The sequence below is a fragment of the Streptococcus sp. 20925_1_22 genome (assembly GCF_041431685.1).
In the GTDB taxonomy this organism is placed as follows: Bacteria; Bacillota; Bacilli; order Lactobacillales; family Streptococcaceae; genus Streptococcus.
On record NZ_JAPVYE010000001.1, the window covers coordinates 287,593 to 307,604 of the forward strand.

Sequence of the window (20,012 nt, forward strand, 5' to 3'; positions counted from 1 at the left end):
ATGATACGGTAAGTCCGAACCGCTGAGTGTGTAGGTCTGCTGGTGAAAAACTAGGAATATTTTAGCGAAAGTAATTCAAAAGTCCTTGTTTTTAAATTTTTGACAGTTCAAAGTATTAGTAATCGAAAGAGGTTAATGCAGGCATGAATGAAATTATTGTACGCAATCTAAAGAAAAATTTTCGTGGTAAAGTTGTATTGGACATTCCTAGCTTTGAATCGCATTCAGGAGAGATTGTTTCTATAGTGGGCACCAATGGTGCAGGTAAATCAACTTTCATAAAAATTATCTCTGGCTTAATGTTACAAGATGCAGGTGATGTATTTGTTTTTGGCAGTAAGAATACTTCGAAAGATATTCATAACAATGTCAAGCTTGTATTAGAAAGCGGTAGAGGCTACTATGAATATCTGACGGCAAATCAAAATATTGATTACTTTTTACATTTGAATAAAAGTTCGCGTAGTCAGGTTAAGGAAGAATTAGAGGATTTATTTAATAGACTAGCTTTCCATCCATATGTTGATGTCTTGGTGTCCGAATTGTCACAAGGAACGAGACAAAAATTGTCTTTGATTATTGCATTACTTTGTAAGCCAAAAGTATTGTGTTTAGATGAGCCAACCAATGGTCTGGATGTCATTGCCAAAAAGCAGTTTGCGAAATTATTACTAACTCTCAGTCAAGAAAAAGGAACCATTGTCCTCATGACGACTCATGATATCTATTTTGCAAAAGAAATATCAACAAGAATTTGTATCATGCGTAGAGGGAAAATAATACAGCAAGGTAGTTTCTTAGAAATCTTTGGGAAAAATACTAGGTGGGTTAAATATAGAATAGGTATTTCAGACTCTGATAAAGATGCTTTTGAGAGACTGTTTCCTGATTTATCTTATCAAGTAGAAAATGAAAGGTTGATTGTTGAAGTAAAAGATAGTCAGGTGAAAAATAATATCTTTAATAATTTTGAGATGATATTTTTTGAAGAAGTTGAGGAAAGCATCGAAGAAATATTGTATGAGGTTATCAATGATGATTAAAGAAATAAGAAGGGAGTTAAAGAGGCAGCTGCAGGAGATGATGCAGTTTAAATTTAATTTATTTTTTTCAAATTTTGGAATTTTGATAATGGTTTCAGCTTATCTTCAATATTTTAAAAATACACAAAGTAAATTTTTATTGTTATGTTTATTATTTACTTGGTATTTTACGAGTCATAGTATTACGCATCCAACTTTTTTTATTGAGGATGACCTTTATGACAGAACTTTGATTAGTGTAATCCAGAGTAGTAAGAGTGTTTTTCATGTTTTAATGTTTAAAATTATGGTTCAGATATTGGTGGATCTAGTTAAAGCTATACCTATATTTATCGTTTTATCCACGTTAAATGATATTGATTTTCCGGATAGTATCTTAAAGTTAGTTGTAAATCTGGCTGCATGTATGCTAACTATTATTAGCATGTATGGTTTGGGCTTTTGCCTATCAAGCCTCTGCTTCGTTTTTAATCGTACTTCTAGCATTACATCCTTAATTTCTTATTTCATGCTGTATTTTACTGGCATACTAACACCTCTAGGTGGTTTATTTGGCTTTATAGGAAAGCTTTTCCCTTACTATGCCTTGAGAAATTTTATTATTTCTCCGTCCTACCAGAGTATCTTTTTTATTATAGTTTATTGTGCAGTCTATTGGTCAGCTGGAACTTTCCTATTTTTCACTTTATTGAACATTGCTAAAAAAAGAGGGAGCCTTTTCCATGTTTAGTGAATTAAGAAGATATTTTAATTATAGAGTTCGATACACGTTTGATAGTATTTGCGAAGTGATTTATTCCATGATTTTTATTACAGGAATCATTATTATTTTCAATAGTGATAAACCGATAAATCTACTCTATTTTTTTATTTATTATTCCATAACTAATGTGATATTGCTTGCTAATGAGGAGTTGGAATTTGAAATTCGCACTAATCAATATACAAATATCAAAACAACTAGACGGACACCAATGATGATTTATATTGCTAGATCAACAACTTATTTTATTTGGTCGACACTCATTTTTTTGATTTCAATTATTCTATCGCATATGTTTTTTAATGGAAAATTTTTTATACCCTCGTTCCATTTAGTGGATTTGATTTTGATGTCAATACTTAATTATGCTGTATTTTTTGTCTTATATACCATGGCAATTAAGTTAACAGAACGCTTTAAACGAGTATCCGTCTTATTGAATTTATTTAATACCATAATGCTATTTTATTCTGGACTAGTATTTCCTGCTCCATTTGTTAGCTATGCAGATGTGTTGGATATATTTTTGAATAAAAAATAAAAGTAAATTGATATGTTTAGAACTAGTTATTTAAGTCTTTCTCTGAAAAATTATAAAGTAGGCTTACGTTTAATGCTTTCATTCAAATATTCGGGCTCTTATTACATCCCCGTCTAGATAAAAAACGACCATCTAAGTTGGTAGATAATTTCAGGAGGTTTATACGCTATGCTTAGATCCTATGTGACTAAAAAGTACTTATTCTTCTATTTTGTGGCGATTATGATTACTTGGCTGGAGGCTGTCATTACACCAGCTTTGATTCAGTATATTGTCTCTAGTTTTACCAATCACCAGTTACATTTGCTGTGGCAGGTCTTGATTTGGGGGATTGTGGGGAATTTGATTCTCTTGCTGGGTTTGGCTGGGAAACGCTATTACTATGCACGAGTGCTGACGGACTTCAAGTCGGGTATTAAGCAGGCCATCTTTCAGACTTTCTTATATAGCCGTCGGATAGCAGATGAAGAGGTTTTGTCCGACCTGGAAAATGATGTGAAACAGCTAGAAGATAATTATATTGAGCCTACTGTCATTATCATTTCTTCTTTGGGATTTACAACTGTCTCTATCTGTTATGCTCTCTGGACTAATTTTTATCTCGGCTTGCTCTTTATCATTTTTTATTCGATACCTGTCCTTTGCAGTGGAATTGGCTCTAAACGCTTGGATACGATTACTAAGCAGAAATCCCTAGCTAACCAAGGCTATGTCTCCCAAGTGACCAATATGATTGCGGGTGCTCGTTCCATACGGCATTATCGGGGACAAAGCTTGTTTTACAAACTGTTTTCCAAAGATTTGCACAAGGCTTTAGAGCAAGAAATCGCCTATGAAAAGCAACGTACATTAAACAGTCTCTTTATCAATGGGATTGATGCCTTTTGCTCGGTTGCGCCTATTGTCATTGGTGGTTTCATGACCTATTATAATTACCTGTCTGCAGCCAGCTTTGTTGGGATTTACCTAGTATCGCATAATATCGGCTACCAATTTCAGGAACTGTCCTACTTTATCAATACTAGAAAATCAGCCAAGTCTCTCTGTGATAAATATCAAAACTTGCTGGGAGAGCAGTTGACAATGCCTTCTGTTTTTGAAGGTTCCGTCTTTCCTATCCAGCTAGAGCAAGTCAGCGTAGAGCGTGATGGTCAAGAAATCCTAGCTCCTTGCGACCTTACCATTGAGGAAGGGGAAAAGATTGCCATTATCGGAGAAAGTGGGTCTGGGAAAACAACCTTACTTAACCTCATTTATGGTGAAATCAAGCCTAGTCAAGGTCGGATTCGCTACCATGGACAAGAGCTAAGTTCGGATGAACTCTATCAGGCAGGAGCCTACATTCTCCAGTCCAGTCATGTCTTTGATGGTTTGAGCCTAGAGGAAAATATCGCTTTGGGACAAGAACTTGATTCTGTAAGGATAGAAGAGATTCTGCAGCAAACCGGTCTGAAAGCTCTCCAAGGCAAAACACCCAGCAACCAAACCCTGTCAGGCGGTGAGAAGCAGCGGTTAGAAATTGCCCGCGCGCTCTATCACAATCGCCAATTTATCCTGGCTGATGAGGTCAAGGCCAATCTGGATCTAAAAAACCAAGAGAAAATCAAACAACTTCTCTTCTCTCTCCCACAAGCACTTATGGAAGTGATTCATCACTATAGCGAAGAGGATTTGAAGCGTTATGATAAGGTGATAAAACTGGTGAGATAGGTGGGACATAGATTTCAGAAAGGAGTGGCAGAGGCCACTCTTTTTGTGGATTGGAAAATAAGATGTTTTCTATTTATAGGTTATAGGCGTTTATTACTGAAAATCTGATTTAATTTTCAACTTTTTTTCTGTTTAGTGAACAATTTATGGGATAATATACTTTAAAAATTTGTTGACAGATTATAATCTTAGCAGTATACTAAAACTGTCCAATTAGGACGTTTTCAAGGGTAACTAATAGCCACCTATATATTCTTGGTCTTAAAACCAGAAAGGAGGTGAGAGCTATGAACTTGACTGTCTTGATTGACTGGAAGTTCGTTGTTGCCCTTGGTGCAACTGCAGTTGGCATAATTTTCGCTATGAAAATTGATGAGTCTGCAGTTGAGAGAGTTTCGATTCATGCGATTGAAGCTAGTAAGGAGTACGCAGTTTCTATTAACAGTAATTGTTGACTCCTATACTTAAAAAGGGCACATAATCTTATGATTATATGCCTTTTTAGTTTGATATAAATATTTAATGGTGAGAAATAAAATGAAAAGAATTAATTGTAGAGATATTTATAAAGAAGAAACTGAAAGATTCATAAAATCACTTAAACGTTTCAGAGAAGCGTGGATGAGCTCACATTCAAACTGTAATGAAGAACTTTTTCAATATGCGGATGATGATTACTATTTTTATCGTTTTTGTGTTGACAGACAAGAAAATACCACCGAGCAGTTATTGATTAATATAATTTGTCGGGTAATGATAGAATATGAGGTAGCTATTGAGGATTCTGGAAATTCTCCTTTTAACTTCATACTCTACTATAATAATAAAAAAATTGGGTTTAGATTTAACGATTTTTACGACTATGGAGATGTTAACAAAATTGTCGAGGAACTTAATCTTGATGGGGCTGTAATACTTAGAACTTGGAAAGTTTCTGATAGATCGGTTGACTGGATATCACATGAGAACAAACAGTACGAGGAGGATGGACTAAAATTAAGAGCAGTATCCATTCATGACTTTTATAAAAACCAATTTGGAGAAGAAGAATACAGAGCATTCATTGCTTCAATAGATGATTATTTAAAGGCTACGAGAGAGATTACAGGTTATCAGTCTATAAGTTTTCTTTCTACTATGAATCTTGCTTCCCTAAAGCTATTTGAGGAAAAGATTCTTGCTGAGTGGGATTATAAAAACTACAGATACCAGATTATTGACGTGAACAATGAATTAGTTCGAAACTATTTATATATTTCACATGATAACACTATTAATGATAATTTTGAAGATATGGAAAAAGCTTATGTAGCAGGTGAACTGTATAGGACAATGGTTGGTGCTAATGAATATGCCGAGAGTTTTATTACATCAGAATGGCTTTATTATTCCCTAAAAGAAAAAAAGAACTTTGATTATACGTCGGTTATCAGTGGATATTTGAAATCCATTGAACAGTTATTGTATCAGATTGTAATGCTGAACATCGATAACAATTGTAAGATAGCCATTAAAAATAATTTACTAAAAAAGGTATATAATAAGAATATCACAGCTTATGAGTCAACTGGTAAAGGTTTTAAGAAGCTTTTAGTAAAAAGAAATGGTAAAGGTTATGAATTTACGCAATATCCTTATATAGACTTTACTAGTCTTCAGAAAGAATATATGGATAGTTCAATTGGGGCATTTGAACACTTCTTACGAAATAATAAGAATATTTTTTCAAACCCACAAAAAGCAAAATTGATTGCTGATATGATTAGTTGCTTTAGAATTGAATGCCGTAATGGTTTCTTCCACACGCATAATCTTAATGATTGGAATTTGGTTGATAAAACGCGACAGAATGCTATTTATCTATATTTCACTCTTTTAGGATCTTGCATAATTCCTGAAGAGAAAAAATATGAGTTAGCAATCCTGGAACATGATGAATTTGACAATCTTTGCAGGAAAATTCGTGGATTCAAACATTACAGTGAGAATTTTATTTTTGAATATGATGATGGCAAAAAACAGAAAGTAATATATGACTTCCTCAATAACACCGCTGAATTTAATGATGATGGTATAGAACACTATGAAAGACTGTTATTTTATAAAGTGGAATCTTTTGAGGGTGCACTTGAGAAGCTTGATGAAGGGATTAGAGAAAATCAGAAACTTTATCTTACAAGAGATAACTTGCCAAGAAAAATCTATGTAGTTCATAAAAAAATGCGAAATTTTGAATTGGAAGAACTGTTATTCTGAAGGCAGCTTGAGCCTCATAAAGATTTTTAAACAGACTTCGAAATTAACACTTACGTTTAATAGTTTAATTCAAATCTTCAGAGGGATATCATTTCGTTTCATAGTATTGGGAATAACAGTCAAGACATGTTGAGGCGGTATCACTGCTTGTACGAGCTGAGGTATCAGCGAAGTAGAAGTAGATGCTCCGCCCATGGGATAGGACTCGTAGAATGGGGAGAGAAACTGATGAAATGATACGGTAAGTCCGAACCGCTGAGTGTGTGGCTCTGCTCTTCCGATCTGAGACAGTCGAAAAGTAGAAGGAGATGGTATTGGTATCAATCAATGAGTAACAAAGTAACAGCATGATTCGAAACATTTGCTTGTAATTTGCGGAGGAACATCAATATGGATGGAATAACAAAAGATTCTATAAAAACGGCTAAACTAATGAAACAATTATGGCCCCAATTGACCGATAAAGAAGCTATTGATGAAGTAAAAAGATATACGAATGGCAAAAATACTGCAATCTTTACTGAAGTTGAAGGTGACACAATTGTAGGTTTAGCACTATGTTCACTCAGATTTGATTATGTTGAAGGTTGTAAATATAGTCCTGTTGGATTCTTAGAAGGGATTATTGTCGACGAGGAATATCGTTTAAAGGATATTGCTAAAAATCTCTGTACAAAATGTGAGGAATGGGCGAAAAATAAAGGATGTAAGGAATTTGCAAGTGACTGTACTTTAACGAATACGGATTCTATAAGATTTCATCTCAATATTGGATTTCAGGAGGCAAATAGAATTATTCATTTTAAGAAGAAATTATAATTTCAGAACGTGGTCAAAATTTATGTATCTTTAGGAAGTGTGAAAGAATGTACGGACTACGAATTACTTTTCATTAGTTAAGAATATAGTAATCTTGTAAAGTTAATCGAGGAGTTATTGATGGAGTTTATTAGTAAGATAGCCATAAGTAAAGGCTGGTCAGATGATAAAAAATATTGTGTTACAGACCAGAACCAGCAAAAATATTTATTGCGTGTTTCTGATAAAGGAAAGTTAGATTCTAAGAAAATTGAATTTGATATAATGGAGAAGGTTGCATTTCTTGGAGTTCGTATGTGTAAACCGATTAAATTTGAATTCTGCGGTGACGAAGTGCATTGTATACACGAGTGGATAGATGGAAGAGATGCAATAGATACCATTTTAACTTATTCAGAAAACCAACAATACACTTACGGAGTAGAGGCAGGAAGAATACTTAGAAAGATTCATACAATTCCTGCTACAGAAGTTTGTGAAGACTGGGAAATCTTTTTTAATCGAAAAATTGATGATAAAATCTCCAAATACAAAGAATGTCCCGTCCAATATGAAAGTGGGCAGGTCTTTATTGATTTTTTGAACGAAAACCGTGAACTGCTAAAAAATAGACCCCGGGTTTTGCAACATGGTGATTATCATATTGGGAATTTCATGATTGGAGAAGATTGTGAGATTTATGTGATTGACTTTGATCGTTTTGACTTTGGAGATCCTTGGGAGGAGTTCAATCGTATTGTGTGGTCAGCTCAAGTATCTCCCTCTTTTGCATCAGGTATGATAGATGGATATTTTGATGACAAGGTTCCAGATTTATTTTGGAAACTTCTTGCCGTTTACATTCTAAGTAACCTAGTTGGAGCTCTTCCATGGGCTGTTCCTTATGGAGAAGAGGAAATATCAGTAATACAAAATCAAGCTAAGGAAATTTTAGAATGGTATGATGATATGAACCGACTAGTCCCAAGTTGGTATATGAACAAGAATAATACTGAATAATTTAAGCGTTTGAATATCAATTTGGAAAAAGAATAGAATACAATGAAATCTCAAAATTGAAACTACTATTAAGCCTTGTCCTCAAGGCTTTTTAATATTTCCTGATATATCTCCTATTCCCAAACGAGAACAATGGCTTGCAATCATTTTTTTAAAATAGTATACTAGGGCTAGCTATGGAATCGTTTGCATAAAGTTGCGATGAGTTTAAACAGAGAAATCTAGGAGTTGAAAAGTATGGAATTAACAGCTATTTATCACAGACCGGAGTCGGAGTATGCCTACCTTTATAAAGAAGGTAAAGTGCATATCAGAATTAGGACTAAGAAAGATGATGTAGAGAAAATCGTTTTGCACTATGGCGATCCCTTTATTTTTCTTGAGGATTCTTATGAAGATGTGAAAGAGATGGTCAAAGTGACCTCTGATGCCTTATTTGATTATTGGCAAGTGGCTGTCTCTGTGCGCTTTGCCAGGCTCCAGTATCTCTTTGAGCTTAAGGATAAAGAAGGTCAAAGCGTCTTGTATGGAGATAAAGGTTTCGTTGACAATAGTCCAGAAAACCTTCATCACGAGGGCAATGGTTTTAAACTTCCTTATATTCACGAAATTGACGGCTGCCAGGTTCCTGAATGGGTTTCAAAAACGGTCTGGTATCAGATTTTCCCAGAACGATTTGCCAATGGAAATGCTGGAATTTCACCAGAAGGAGCTCTAGATTGGGATTCGTCTATCAGACCTAAAAGCACGGATTTTTTTGGTGGAGATTTGCAGGGTATTATTGATCATCTGGATTACTTACAAGACCTAGGGATTACAGGGCTCTATCTTTGTCCCATCTTTGAATCTCCAAGTAATCACAAGTACAATACGACAGATTACTTTGAAATTGATCAATATTTTGGGGACAAGGAGACTTTCCGTCAACTGGTGGAGCAAGCTCATCTGCGTGGCATGAAGGTCATGCTGGATGCGGTTTTCAATCATATGGGCGTTCAATCCGCTCAATGGCTGGATGTTCTCAAACATGGTGAAAAGTCTGTTTATAAAGACTGGTTCCACATTCAAGAGTTCCCAGTGACGAATGATAAATTCGTGAATCCCAAAGAACTGCCTTATCATACCTTTGCCTTTGCCAGCTATATGCCTAAGTTAAATACGGCAAATCCTGAGGTGAAAGACTATCTCTTAAGCGTTGCGACCTATTGGATTGAACATTTTGATATTGATGCTTGGCGGCTGGATGTGGCCAATGAAGTTGATCATCAATTTTGGCGAGATTTCCGTAAGGCTGTTTTGGCCAAAAAGCCTGACCTTTATATTCTTGGAGAGGTTTGGCATACGTCTCAACCTTGGCTTAATGGCGATGAGTTTCACGCTGTCATGAACTATCCTCTATCGGATAGTATCAAGGACTACTTTTTGAGCAGGAGCAAGAAGACCAGTCAATTTATAGCTGAGATTAATTGCCAGTCCATGTACTACAAGCAACAGATTTCTGAGGTTATGTTTAATCTCTTGGATTCGCATGATACGGAGCGCATCCTGACGACAGCTCAAGGAAATACCCAGCTTGTCAAATCCGCACTCGCCTTTCTCTTTTTACAAAGAGGAACGCCTTGTATCTATTATGGGACCGAGCTAGATTTGGGCGGAGCTATGGACCCGGATTGTAGAAGGGTCATGCCTTGGGACCGGGTTTCTAGTAGTAATGATATGCTCAATTTTATGAAGAACTTGATTCAGCTTCGTAAGGATGTTGCGGAAATTATTCAGCATGCGAAATTTAGCTTAGAAGAAATCACTCCTGATGTGCTGGCTTTAGAGTGGGAACATGATCATCAAGTAATCCGAGCCATTTTTAATCAGTCCAAAGAAAATTATCTTTTAGACAGAGATTCAGCTGATTTGGTGAGTCAATGCCAAACTGATGACCAGCAAGTTGTCATCTTACCAAAGGGATTTGTAGTTTATTCTAGCCTCTAATCGTAGCAGTAATTATCTTTCTTTTCTTCTTTCTGATATAATATTATCAAATTTCGTTTTCGCGGGATGGAAATTATCCTACTTTAGGGCATCCCTTCTTGATGATTATTATTGTAAGGTGATTGTTTATAAGCTGAGAAACTATGCAAAGGAGTGCAATCTTATGCCTAGACCGAAAACTAAAGAAGATTTGATGCTAGCTGCTAAGGAAAACTTTGAGAAGTTACAAACTCTCATTTCTAAGATGTCTGATCAAGAGCTAAATACGCCCTTTGATTTCTCTCGGGATGAAAAGAAGAAAGAAGCTCATTGGAGACGAGATAAAAATCTAAGAGATGTTTTGATTCACCTCTATGAATGGCATCGGCTCTTGTTGGATTGGGTGTATTCCAATCAAAAGGGGCAAGAGCAGCCCTTTCTTCCTGCGCCCTACAACTGGAGGACCTATGGAGAGCTGAATCTGGAATTTTGGAAGAAACATCAGAATATTTCTCTTAAAGAGGCAACTGAGATCTTTCATCAGTCACATCAAGATGTTTTGAAGTTGGCAGACACATTTACAAATGAAGAATTATTTTCAAAAGATGTATATAAATGGGTCGGAGGGACTGTACTAGGTTCCTATTTTGTAAGTGCAACTTCTAGCCATTATGACTGGGCCATGAAAAAATTGAAGGCACATCAAAAAAATTGCAAGGCAAAATAATCTATAGAAGACAAGAATTGGAGAGAAATAAGAATGAAGAAATACAGCAAAATAATCATGTCCTGCGCCTGCCTGGCTTTGACTTTTGGACTGGCGGCATGCGCTAGTTCGCAGAAAAATAAAGAAACAAGTCAAACTACATCGACTTATTCAAATCTAAACAGTAAAAAGAGTGTCGAAGAAGTTAAGAATTTGTTGGCTGCCGACTTGGATAAAGACAGTGTCGATAACTTTGTCAATCTAGTCAATGACTACAATGGACTTGTTGGCTCTATTGGATTAAGGGGCGATTTCACTAAATTTACCAAAACCGAATATGATGTAGAAAAAATCAATCCTCTGTGGCAGGCAAAAAAGGGCGATTTTATCGGGACAAATTGCCGGATTAATACCTATACTTTGCTGAAAAATAGCATCGAAATTCCTCAAATAGAAAAAGATGACGAACTCTTGTTCATAGATAATGATTCGATTGACAAGGGCAAGCTCTTTGATGCCAAGGAGAAGGAAGATTTTAATATCCTGTTTTCAAGAGTCAAGACTGAAGCGACTCAAGATGTAAAAGTCCATGCTAAGAAGATGGAGGAATACTTCAAACAGTTCAAATTTAGCGAAAAGGCTCGGATGCTCTCCGTCATAGTCCACGACAATCTTGACGGTGATTCTCTCTTTGTAGGCCATGTCGGCGTCTTGGTTCCAGATAAAGAGGGATATTTATTTATCGAAAAGCTGACCTTTGAAGAGCCTTATCAGGCAATCAAGTTTGCGACCAAGGAAGATGTCTACAAATACTTGCAGACAAAATATAAGGACTACACAGGGGAAGGACTGGCCAAGCCCTTTATCATGGACAATGATAAATGGGTAGAGGGTAAGTAGTCTGCTTCAGTTAGCATTAAGAAAATAGAACTGGGAGATTTAGGGTATGGAATTAAAAGATTTTACAGAAAAAGAGCAAGAGCAGATTAGTCAAGGGCTCAGCACTGCAGAAATTTCTGATAAGGAAGCTGCCAAAAAGATTCTGGCACTTGTGCCTAAGGAATGGATTAATAGGATTCCTTTTTTCGTGAGAGGTCATGCGACGACCAAGACCATTGAGCGAGTTGCTAAGCAATATCCTGAACTTTATGCTGTCGCTAAGCAGCAAGGCGAACTTCCTGACAAGGAAAGAGAAGAATTGCGCGTGATTATGACAAGTATTTTTGAAGAAAAGATGAATAAGCATAAGATTAAATGAGCTCTTATTTTGAAAGAAGTAAGAGGCTTTAGGAAGTCACTGAAAGCAGTGGCTTTTTCGTTTTTTATGGACAAGATGAGGATGGTCACTAAAGCTATCTTTGGATGCAGGCTTCTAATTGGGTTTGGGGACTATTCTCCATGAGAATTATCGGTAAAAATGGTATAATGTTCCTATATTTTCTAGAGGAAAAGGCAGGCTATGAAATTACTTTATACAGATATTCGCCATTCTTTGACCAAGGTTTTGGTGGCGGAGGCTGAGAGCTTGGTGGCGGCAGGTAAACGAGTCTTTTATATTGCGCCAAATTCGCTTTCTTTTGAGAAGGAGCGGGCGGTTTTGGAGTGCCTAGAGAACAAGGCTTCCTTTGCCATTACGGTGACGCGCTTTGCCCAGATGGCTCGGTATTTTGTCCTCAATGATGTTCGGCAAGGGCAGAGTTTGGACGATATTGGTCTGGGAATGCTGATTTATCGGACCTTGACAGAGTTAGATGATGGAGAGCTTAAGGTCTATGGCAGGATTAAGAAGGATCCCCAGTTTATCCAGCAGCTGATGGATCTTTACCATGAATTGCAGACCGCCCAGATGTCCTTTGCGGATTTGGAATTTCTTGAGGAGCCTGAGAAGCGGGAGGATCTGATCAAGATTTTTACAGCGGTGACTGCTGCTCTGAATAAGGGCGATTTTGATTCGTCTTCTCAGATTGCTGCTTTTGCCCAGCATATTCTGGCTGGCGACACAGATGAGGAATTGGAGAATCTAGCTCTGGTCATTGATGGCTTTACTCGTTTTTCTGCCGAAGAGGAATATCTGGTCAGTCTCCTGCATCGAAAAGGTGTGGAGATTGTTATTGGGACTTACGCCAGTCAAAAAGCCTATCGAGCAGCCTTTCGTGAGGGCAATCTCTATCAAGCCAGCGTGGACTTTCTAAGAAAACTAGCCGAGGATTATCAGGTCAAACCTGACTATATCCCTCATGCAGAAGCAGAAGATGCCTTTGGACGGATTTCCAAGGTCTTGGAGAGTCGCTATGACTTTTCAGAGCCAGCTGTTGCAGTTAGTGAGACAGACCGCTCGCGCCTTCAGATTTGGGCTACTATGAACCAAAAAGAAGAGCTGGAGTATGTAGCTAAGTCCATCCGGCAGCGGGTTCATGATGGTGTGCGCTATAAGGATATTCGTCTGCTTTTGGGAGATGTGGGAGCCTACCAGCTTCAGCTCAAGACCATTTTTGACCACTATCAGATTCCCTACTATCTGGGGCGGAGCGAGTCGATGGCACAGCATCCGCTGGTCCAGTTTGTCGAGTCCTTGGAGCGGCTCAAGCGCTATAACTTCCAACTGGAAGACCTGCTAAATCTCTTAAAGACAGGTCTCTATGGAGATTTGAATCAGGAAGAGCTGGATCATTTTGAGCAATATCTGCGCTTTGCGGACATTAAGGGAGCAGGCAAGCTAGCCAAGGATTTCACGGCCAATAGCCAAGGGAAATTTGACCTAGAGCGTCTCAATCATATTCGTCGTCGGGTTATGACTCCACTGCAAGACTTTTTCAAATCCCGTAGCCAGACGGCGTCTGGTCTCCTAGCTAAGTTTACGGAGTTTGTCCAAGCAGCCCGTTTGTCGGATAATTTAACAGCCCTGCTGCAAGAAGAAAGTCAGCAGGAGCAGGAACGTCATGAGGAAGTCTGGAAGTCTTTCAGCCATGTTCTAGAGCAATTTGCTCAGGTCTTTACAGATAGTAAGGTCAAACTAGACGATTTTCTGGCTTTGGTCTTATCAGGCATGCTTTTGTCCAACTATCGGACGGTGCCGGCGACAGTAGATGTGGTCAAGGTCCAGTCTTATGACCTGATAGAGCCATTAGCAGCTCCTTATGTCTACGCAATTGGACTGACACAGGAGCGTTTTCCTAAAATCGCGCAAAACAAGAGTTTGCTCAGTGATGAAGATCGCGCTCGGCTCAATGACGCAACGGATTCTCAGGCGGAACTACAGATTGCCAGCTCAGAAAATCTCAAGAAGAATCGCTATACGGCTCTGTCGCTGATTAATTCTGCCACCAAAGAGCTGGTCTTGTCTGCGCCAGCCTTGGTCAATGAGGTAGAGGACAGCATGTCGACCTATCTGCTGGAATTGACTGCAGCTCCCCTTTCCTTGCCCATCATTGTCAAAAAGCCTCAGGCTACAAGTGATGATATTGGCAGCTACCGAGCTCTACTTTCTCAAATCATCGAGCTCCACCAAGAGGAGATTGACCGAGAGTGGACAGGAGAGGAGCAGACTTTTTGGGCGGTGGCTGTGCGGGTTCTCCGCAAGAAGTTAGCAGCAGAGGGCATCAGCATTCCGCAAATCAGCAAGGAACTAAAAACGGAGACTCTGCAGCCGGAAACTTTGCAAGCCCTCTACCCTCAGGAACAGCCTATCCGACTTTCAGCGTCAGCTCTAAACGAATATTTCCGGCATCAGTATGGTTATTTTCTCAAGTATGTTCTGCGCCTGCAGGAAGAGTGGACTATTCATCCAGATGCTCGCAGTCATGGGATTTTCCTCCATCGGATCTTTGAAAAGGTCCTGCAGGATGATTCGTCGGCTGATTTTGACCGGCGTTTAGCGCGGGCTATGGAAGAGACCAGCCGAGAGACCGAGTTTGAGAGTATCTACAGTGAGTCAGGCCAGACCCGTTTTGCCCGCCAGCTCTTACTAGATACGGCGCGGGCGACTGGCCGTGTGCTGGCTCATCCAACTGGGATTGAGACCATTGGTGAGGAGACTGGCTTTGGATCTGCTTCTAAGCCTTTCCTGACCTTGGAAAATTGCAGAGCAGTAACCGTGAGCGGAAAGGTGGACCGGATTGACCGTCTGACCAAGACCGAGAGTCTGGGAGTGGTTGACTATAAGTCTGGCGATATTAAGTTCAGCTTTGAAAAGTTCTTTAACGGACTGAATTCTCAGCTGCCGACCTATCTGGCAGCGATTGAGGACTTAGCAGACTATCAAGAAGATAAGGGAACATTTGGTGCCATGTATTTGCAGATGACCGATCCGATTGTGGCGCTTAAAGATACCAAGACCTTGGCGGATGCAGTCAGTCAGTCTATGAAACCACTCCGGTACAAGGGACTTTTTGTGGCTGATGCTGTCAAGGAACTTGGTCCGCTCTATGAGAAAAATAAGACAAACTTGCTGAGTCAGGAAGACTTGGACTTGCTGCTGGCCTACAATACTTACCTTTATAAAAAAGCTGCAGAAGGCATTCTATCAGGCCATTTTGCGGTCAATCCTTATACGGAGAATGGGCGCAGTATTGCTCCTTATGTAGAGCAGTTTAAGTCCATTACTGGCTTTGAAGCCAATCTCCACCTAGGACAGGCACGCCAGCTGGAAAAGCTGGATACAAGCAAGTTTGATAGGCGGCCGACTGGTGAGAAGCTACGCTTGGCCTGGCTAGAAAAGATGAGGGAGGAGATGGAAAAATGAAGAGAATTCCTTTTTTAACTGCAGAAGAAATTGCTCTTAAGCAAGCTCAAGAAGCTGCTTCGGACAAGCCACAGAAAAAGACGGCAGAGCAGATTGAGGCCATCTACTCCTCTGGCCAGAATATTCTGGTCTCCGCTTCGGCCGGATCGGGTAAGACTTTTGTCATGGTCCAGCGAATTATTGACCAGATTCTTAGAGGTGTCGCTGTCAGCCAGCTCTTTATCTCGACCTTCACTGTTAAGGCGGCAGGCGAGCTAAAAGAGAGGCTGGAGAAGGAACTGGGGCAGGCCTTGAAGGAGGCCGAGAGTCCTGAACTCAAGCAACATTTGGCCCAGCAATTAGCTGACTTGCCCAATGCTGACATTGGCACCATGGACGCCTTTACCCAGAAAGTGCTTAGTCGCTATGGTTACCTGCTTGGTTTGGCACCAAATTTTCGGATTCTCCAGTCTGCCAGTGAGCAGCTGATTCTGCAAAATGAAGTTTTCAGTCAAGTGTTTGACCGTTACTATGACAGTGAGCGTCAGGCTTTGTTTAGTCGTTTGGTAAAGAACTTTACTGGTAAGCGTAAGGATTTATCAGGCTTTCGGGAGCAGGTTTATCGGATTTACAGTTTTCTGCAGTCAACCAGCAGTCCTCAGCGCTGGCTGGAGGAGACCTTCCTCTATGGTTATGAGCACAGCGACTTTGCAGCAGAGAGAGAGAGGATATTTGACCAAATCAAATCAGCCCTTTGGGAGCTGGAAGCTTTCTTTTCTGCCCATTTGGAGCATGAAGGAAGAGAATTTGCGGGTGCTAAATATCAGGAAAATGTCCAAGATGCTCTGACCCTCTTAGCAAGCTTGAATGAACTGTCCTCGATAGAAGAAATAGCTCAGGTTCTCAAACAGATTGTGGCACTTTCCCAACTGTCCAATGGCCAGGCTTTTACAGCTCGGGTTGGCAAGAATGCAGACGAGCTCAAAAAAGAAATGGCCAAGGACTACAATGAGGCCAGGAAGCCTATGATTGAGAGGCTGCGCAGCTTTGACCAGCAGCTTTACCAACTGGACTTTATTGAGCAACATCAGAATGAATGCCTACCTCTGGTTGAGCTTCTGCGAGATTTTGTGGCGGACTTTGCACAGGCTTACTTGGAGCGAAAGAAAGCTGAAAATGCCTTTGAATTTGGTGACATCAGCCATTTTGCTATTGAGATTTTAGAGACATTCCCAGAGGTGCGGCGCTTTTATCAGGAACGCTACCACGAGGTCATGGTAGATGAGTATCAGGATACCAACCACACGCAGGAGCGCATGCTGGACTTGCTGTCAAGAGGCCAAAATCGCTTTATGGTGGGTGATATCAAGCAGTCTATCTACCGTTTCCGTCAAGCTGACCCACAGATTTTTAGCGATAAATTTAAGGCCTATCAAGAGGATAGTAGCCAGGGCAAGCTAATCGTCCTTAAGGAAAATTTCCGCAGTCATCTTGAGGTGCTGGAAGCGACCAACGATGTTTTTAAACGCCTGATGGATGAAGAAGTCGGAGAAATTGACTACAATGAAACCCACTATCTGGTGGCTGGAAATCCAGCTAAACGTGAGCCTAATCCAGCTAACCGTGCATCTTTCTTAATCTATGAAGGCTCCAAGGAGAGTCCGGAAGAGGAGGGTGATGAGGGCTTGCCACAGGCAGTATCAGCTGGGGAAGTGGACCTAGTCATCAAGGAAATTATCCGCCTGCACAATGAAGAAGGAGTGGCTTTTAAAGATATTACGCTGCTGACGGCTTCCAGAACCCGCAATGATTTGATTTTAGCTACCTTTGAGCAGCACCAAATTCCGCTGGTACCAGATGATGGCGCCGCAAACTATCTGCAGTCGGTTGAGGTTTTGGTCATGCTAGATACTCTGCGGACCATCAATAATCCGCTGAATGACTATGCCTTGACCGCCCTTCTCAAGTCTCCCATGTTTGACTTTGGTGAGGACGAGCTGGCTCGGTTGTCCCTGCAGGCCAGTCAAGAGCATTCTCAGGAAAATCTTTATGAAAAGCTGGTTAATGCCCTTGAAGGAAGAGGTTTGCATCCTGCTTTAGTCACCCAGGAACTTCAGAAAAAATTGCAGCATTTCCATGAGACCCTACAAAGCTGGCGGACTTATTCCAAGACGCATTCGCTGTATGACTTGATTTGGAAGATTTACCAGGATCGTTTCTACTATGACATGGTGGGAACTCTAGCCAATGGTGCCCAGAGACAGGCCAACCTCTATGCCCTCTCTTTGCGGGCTAATGAGTATGAAAAGTCTAGCTTTAAAGGCCTCTCTCGCTTTATCGGGATGATAGACCGTATCTTGGAAAATCAGCATGATCTAGCCAGTGTGCCAGTGGCGGCGCCTAAGGACGCCGTTCGTCTCATGACCATTCATAAGAGTAAGGGGCTGGAGTTCAAGTATGTTTTCCTGCTCAATATGGACAAGGCCTTCAACCGTCAGGATAGCAGCTCTGCCATTATCCTTAGCCGGACCAAGGGAGTTGGCATCAAGTATGTGGCGGATGTATCGGTGTCTGTGGAAGAACCCTATGCACCGAATCAGCTGCGCATTTCCATGGATACGCTGCCTTATCAGCAGAATTTTGCAGAACTGCAGTTGGCTAGTCTGTCTGAGCAGATGCGTTTGCTTTATGTGGCCATGACGCGGGCTGAAACCAAGCTCTATCTGGTCGGCAAGGGCAGTCAAGAGGTTTTGGATAAGCGTCAGTGGGGCAAGAGCCAACAAGGGCGTTTGTCTGCCAGTCTGCGCAGCCAGCTCAGTAATTTCCAAGACTGGCTCTATGCCATTCAGGCTGTTTTTTCTGATGAGAATCTTGCCTACGAGACCCGTTTTGTCACTGATGAGGAGCTAACTGCTGAAGAAATAGGGCAGATTAATGAGCCTGTGCTCTTTCCAGCGGATGATTTGGCAGATAATCGTCAGTCTTACGACATCCGTCGGGCTCTGGATATTTTAGAAAGCGTGGACCAACTGAATAGCCAGTACCGCTCTGCCATTGAGCTTCCTAGTGTAAGGACGCCGAGCCAGATTAAGAAGTTTTATGAGCCAATTATGGATACGGATGGTCTGGATATCATGGATGAGCGTGCAGCTTTTCGGCCTCAGCCTAGCTTTGAGTTGCCTGATTTTGGCAAGAAAGCCAAAGTGACTGGAGCGCAAGTCGGCAGTGCCGTTCATGAGCTCATGCAGCGAATTCCTTTGGATAGCAGTCCCAGCATGGCTGTACTTCGTTCTGCCTTGGCTCAGGTTCAGGCCGATGAAGCGGTCAAAAAGCAGATTCAGCTGCCTAAGATTGCATCTTTCTTCGAGACAGATTTGGGACGTCTCTTGATTGAGAACAGTGACAGAGTTCGTCAAGAAGCACCATTTGCCATGCTAAAGAGGGATGACGCTAGCGGTCAGAACTTTGTTTTGCGGGGGATTTTAGATGGTTACCTGCTATTTGAAGACCGGATAATTCTCTTTGACTACAAGACGGATAAATACAAGGATTCGTCTGAGTTGATTGCTCGCTACTGTGGCCAGCTAGACTTATATGCTCAAGCTCTCAGCCGTTCTTATGGCATTTCGCAGATTGAAAAATATTTGATTTTGCTAGGCGGTGAGCAGCTGCAGGTGGTTAAGGTGAATTGATTATTTTGTCGTGTCCAGAAAGGAAGGAAGCCTGTGGAACAGTTAGAACGTATTCAAAAAATGGAAAAGCACCTGAATAAATATTCTCAGGTCTTAGCAAGTGCTCAGGAAGCTTTAGCTGAGCTGGAGCGCTGCCAGTCAGATTATATCCAGTTGAGGGACTACTATACTGGTCAGGAATTTTTTGATGATTTAGAATTCTCGAATGGACCGGATTTCCCTGAAAATATAGCTTGCGGCGTCTTAAGTGAAGATGCTGTATATGACCTGATGGGGGAGCATTTTGAAACAGCGATTAATCTGTTGGACTTGTCCAGCTCTATGCTGAAAGAACGTTAATTCATTTAGAAAGAAAAAAATATTTAATTTTTTTCAATTTTCCTCTTGCTTTTTAATAAAAATTCATGTAGAATATTCAACAATAAATTGAAAGCGATGAGAGAAAAAGTCTGAGACAAGAAACAGAGAGTGCCTAATGGTGAGACGGCATGCAATCCTTAGACGACACATTCTTGAGTGCGGATGCGAAATCAGTCAGCAGTCTGAGACTAGTGTCCGACGGCTGATTGCCGTTATCAATCTGGAGTCCCGTACTCCCAGAGGGTCCTCAGGCGACTGAGGGCTGAATAAAGGTGGAACCGCGTGTCAACGTCCTTGCAAAGTTTTTTTGCGAGGGCTTTTTATTATATTTAAACCAGAAGATTCCCCTATTTTCCTTTAGCAAAGCGATAAATTTCGTTTTTCATTTATTAGAAGTTTTAAAAGATAATCAGAGTCAGATAATGGCTAATGTGTGAA

General features: G+C 40.4%; 15 protein-coding genes. All 15 read left to right on the forward strand.

Annotation, left to right across the window (positions count from 1 at the left end; genetic code table 11):
* Nucleotides 1–143: 143 nt before the first annotated feature.
* The 15 genes from O3621_RS01470 (at nt 144) to O3621_RS01540 (ending at nt 19,553) form a co-directional block, all read left to right on the forward strand.
* Nucleotides 144–1,043: an ABC transporter ATP-binding protein gene (locus tag O3621_RS01470; RefSeq protein WP_371513380.1), complete on the forward strand. Its 900-nt coding sequence runs from the start codon at nt 144–146 to the stop codon at nt 1,041–1,043.
* On the forward strand, nt 1,033–1,773 hold the full coding sequence (locus tag O3621_RS01475) for an ABC transporter permease (protein ID WP_371513382.1): 741 nt from the start codon (nt 1,033–1,035) through the stop codon (nt 1,771–1,773). Before O3621_RS01470 ends, O3621_RS01475 begins: the two co-directional genes overlap by 11 nt.
* A complete protein-coding gene (locus O3621_RS01480; protein WP_371513384.1) occupies nt 1,766–2,347 on the forward strand; it encodes a hypothetical protein in 582 nt (193 codons plus the stop codon). The genes O3621_RS01475 and O3621_RS01480 overlap by 8 nt, the downstream gene beginning before the upstream one ends.
* Before the next feature lie 168 nt (nt 2,348–2,515).
* Nucleotides 2,516–4,057, forward strand: coding sequence for an ATP-binding cassette domain-containing protein (locus O3621_RS01485; RefSeq protein WP_371513386.1), 1,542 nt, complete (start codon nt 2,516–2,518; stop codon nt 4,055–4,057).
* 287 nt (nt 4,058–4,344) lie between these two features.
* Nucleotides 4,345–4,512 (forward strand): hypothetical protein, encoded by a 168-nt coding sequence (locus tag O3621_RS01490; protein WP_002918774.1) that lies wholly within the window; start codon nt 4,345–4,347, stop codon nt 4,510–4,512.
* A gap of 82 nt (nt 4,513–4,594) precedes the next feature.
* Nucleotides 4,595–6,313: a kinase gene (locus tag O3621_RS01495; RefSeq protein ID WP_371513388.1), complete on the forward strand. Its 1,719-nt coding sequence runs from the start codon at nt 4,595–4,597 to the stop codon at nt 6,311–6,313.
* Nucleotides 6,314–6,703: 390 nt separating this feature from the next.
* On the forward strand, nt 6,704–7,132 hold the full coding sequence (aac(6'), locus tag O3621_RS01500; protein ID WP_002912789.1) for an aminoglycoside 6'-N-acetyltransferase: 429 nt from the start codon (nt 6,704–6,706) through the stop codon (nt 7,130–7,132).
* 120 nt (nt 7,133–7,252) lie between these two features.
* Complete coding sequence (locus O3621_RS01505; RefSeq protein ID WP_371513389.1) at nt 7,253–8,131, forward strand: aminoglycoside phosphotransferase family protein; 879 nt, start codon at nt 7,253–7,255, stop codon at nt 8,129–8,131.
* Nucleotides 8,132–8,368: 237 nt separating this feature from the next.
* A complete protein-coding gene (locus O3621_RS01510) occupies nt 8,369–10,117 on the forward strand; it encodes a glycoside hydrolase family 13 protein (RefSeq protein ID WP_371513391.1) in 1,749 nt (582 codons plus the stop codon).
* Nucleotides 10,118–10,280: 163 nt separating this feature from the next.
* The gene (locus O3621_RS01515; protein ID WP_371513393.1) at nt 10,281–10,823 is read left to right on the forward strand and encodes a ClbS/DfsB family four-helix bundle protein; all 543 of its coding nucleotides are present in this window, start codon (nt 10,281–10,283) and stop codon (nt 10,821–10,823) included.
* 33 nt (nt 10,824–10,856) lie between these two features.
* A complete protein-coding gene (locus O3621_RS01520; protein WP_371513394.1) occupies nt 10,857–11,702 on the forward strand; it encodes a DUF4300 family protein in 846 nt (281 codons plus the stop codon).
* A 46-nt stretch (nt 11,703–11,748) separates the two neighbouring features.
* Entirely contained in the window at nt 11,749–12,060 is a 312-nt protein-coding gene (locus O3621_RS01525; protein ID WP_314450333.1) for a hypothetical protein, read from the forward strand.
* A gap of 201 nt (nt 12,061–12,261) precedes the next feature.
* The gene (rexB, locus tag O3621_RS01530) at nt 12,262–15,543 is read left to right on the forward strand and encodes an ATP-dependent nuclease subunit B (protein WP_371513396.1); all 3,282 of its coding nucleotides are present in this window, start codon (nt 12,262–12,264) and stop codon (nt 15,541–15,543) included.
* Nucleotides 15,540–19,214 (forward strand): helicase-exonuclease AddAB subunit AddA, encoded by a 3,675-nt coding sequence (gene addA / locus O3621_RS01535; protein ID WP_371513398.1) that lies wholly within the window; start codon nt 15,540–15,542, stop codon nt 19,212–19,214. The genes rexB and addA overlap by 4 nt, the downstream gene beginning before the upstream one ends.
* 33 nt (nt 19,215–19,247) lie before the next feature.
* A complete protein-coding gene (locus O3621_RS01540; protein ID WP_125338581.1) occupies nt 19,248–19,553 on the forward strand; it encodes a DUF4298 domain-containing protein in 306 nt (101 codons plus the stop codon).
* Nucleotides 19,554–20,012 lie beyond the last annotated feature (459 nt).

Bases quoted from the DNA above. Each gene is read 5' to 3' on its own strand.
- rexB (WP_371513396.1), top strand. From the start codon at position 12,262: ATGAAATTACTTTATACAGATATTCGCCATTCTTTGACCAAGGTTTTG.
- O3621_RS01515 (WP_371513393.1), top strand. From the start codon at position 10,281: ATGCCTAGACCGAAAACTAAAGAAGATTTGATGCTAGCTGCTAAGGAA.
- O3621_RS01475 (WP_371513382.1), top strand. From the start codon at position 1,033: ATGATGATTAAAGAAATAAGAAGGGAGTTAAAGAGGCAGCTGCAGGAG.
- O3621_RS01510 (WP_371513391.1), top strand. From the start codon at position 8,369: ATGGAATTAACAGCTATTTATCACAGACCGGAGTCGGAGTATGCCTAC.
- O3621_RS01485 (WP_371513386.1), top strand. From the start codon at position 2,516: ATGCTTAGATCCTATGTGACTAAAAAGTACTTATTCTTCTATTTTGTG.
- O3621_RS01470 (WP_371513380.1), top strand. From the start codon at position 144: ATGAATGAAATTATTGTACGCAATCTAAAGAAAAATTTTCGTGGTAAA.
- O3621_RS01520 (WP_371513394.1), top strand. From the start codon at position 10,857: ATGAAGAAATACAGCAAAATAATCATGTCCTGCGCCTGCCTGGCTTTG.
- O3621_RS01505 (WP_371513389.1), top strand. From the start codon at position 7,253: ATGGAGTTTATTAGTAAGATAGCCATAAGTAAAGGCTGGTCAGATGAT.
- addA (WP_371513398.1), top strand. From the start codon at position 15,540: ATGAAGAGAATTCCTTTTTTAACTGCAGAAGAAATTGCTCTTAAGCAA.
- O3621_RS01525 (WP_314450333.1), top strand. From the start codon at position 11,749: ATGGAATTAAAAGATTTTACAGAAAAAGAGCAAGAGCAGATTAGTCAA.
- O3621_RS01480 (WP_371513384.1), top strand. From the start codon at position 1,766: ATGTTTAGTGAATTAAGAAGATATTTTAATTATAGAGTTCGATACACG.
- O3621_RS01490 (WP_002918774.1), top strand. From the start codon at position 4,345: ATGAACTTGACTGTCTTGATTGACTGGAAGTTCGTTGTTGCCCTTGGT.
- O3621_RS01495 (WP_371513388.1), top strand. From the start codon at position 4,595: ATGAAAAGAATTAATTGTAGAGATATTTATAAAGAAGAAACTGAAAGA.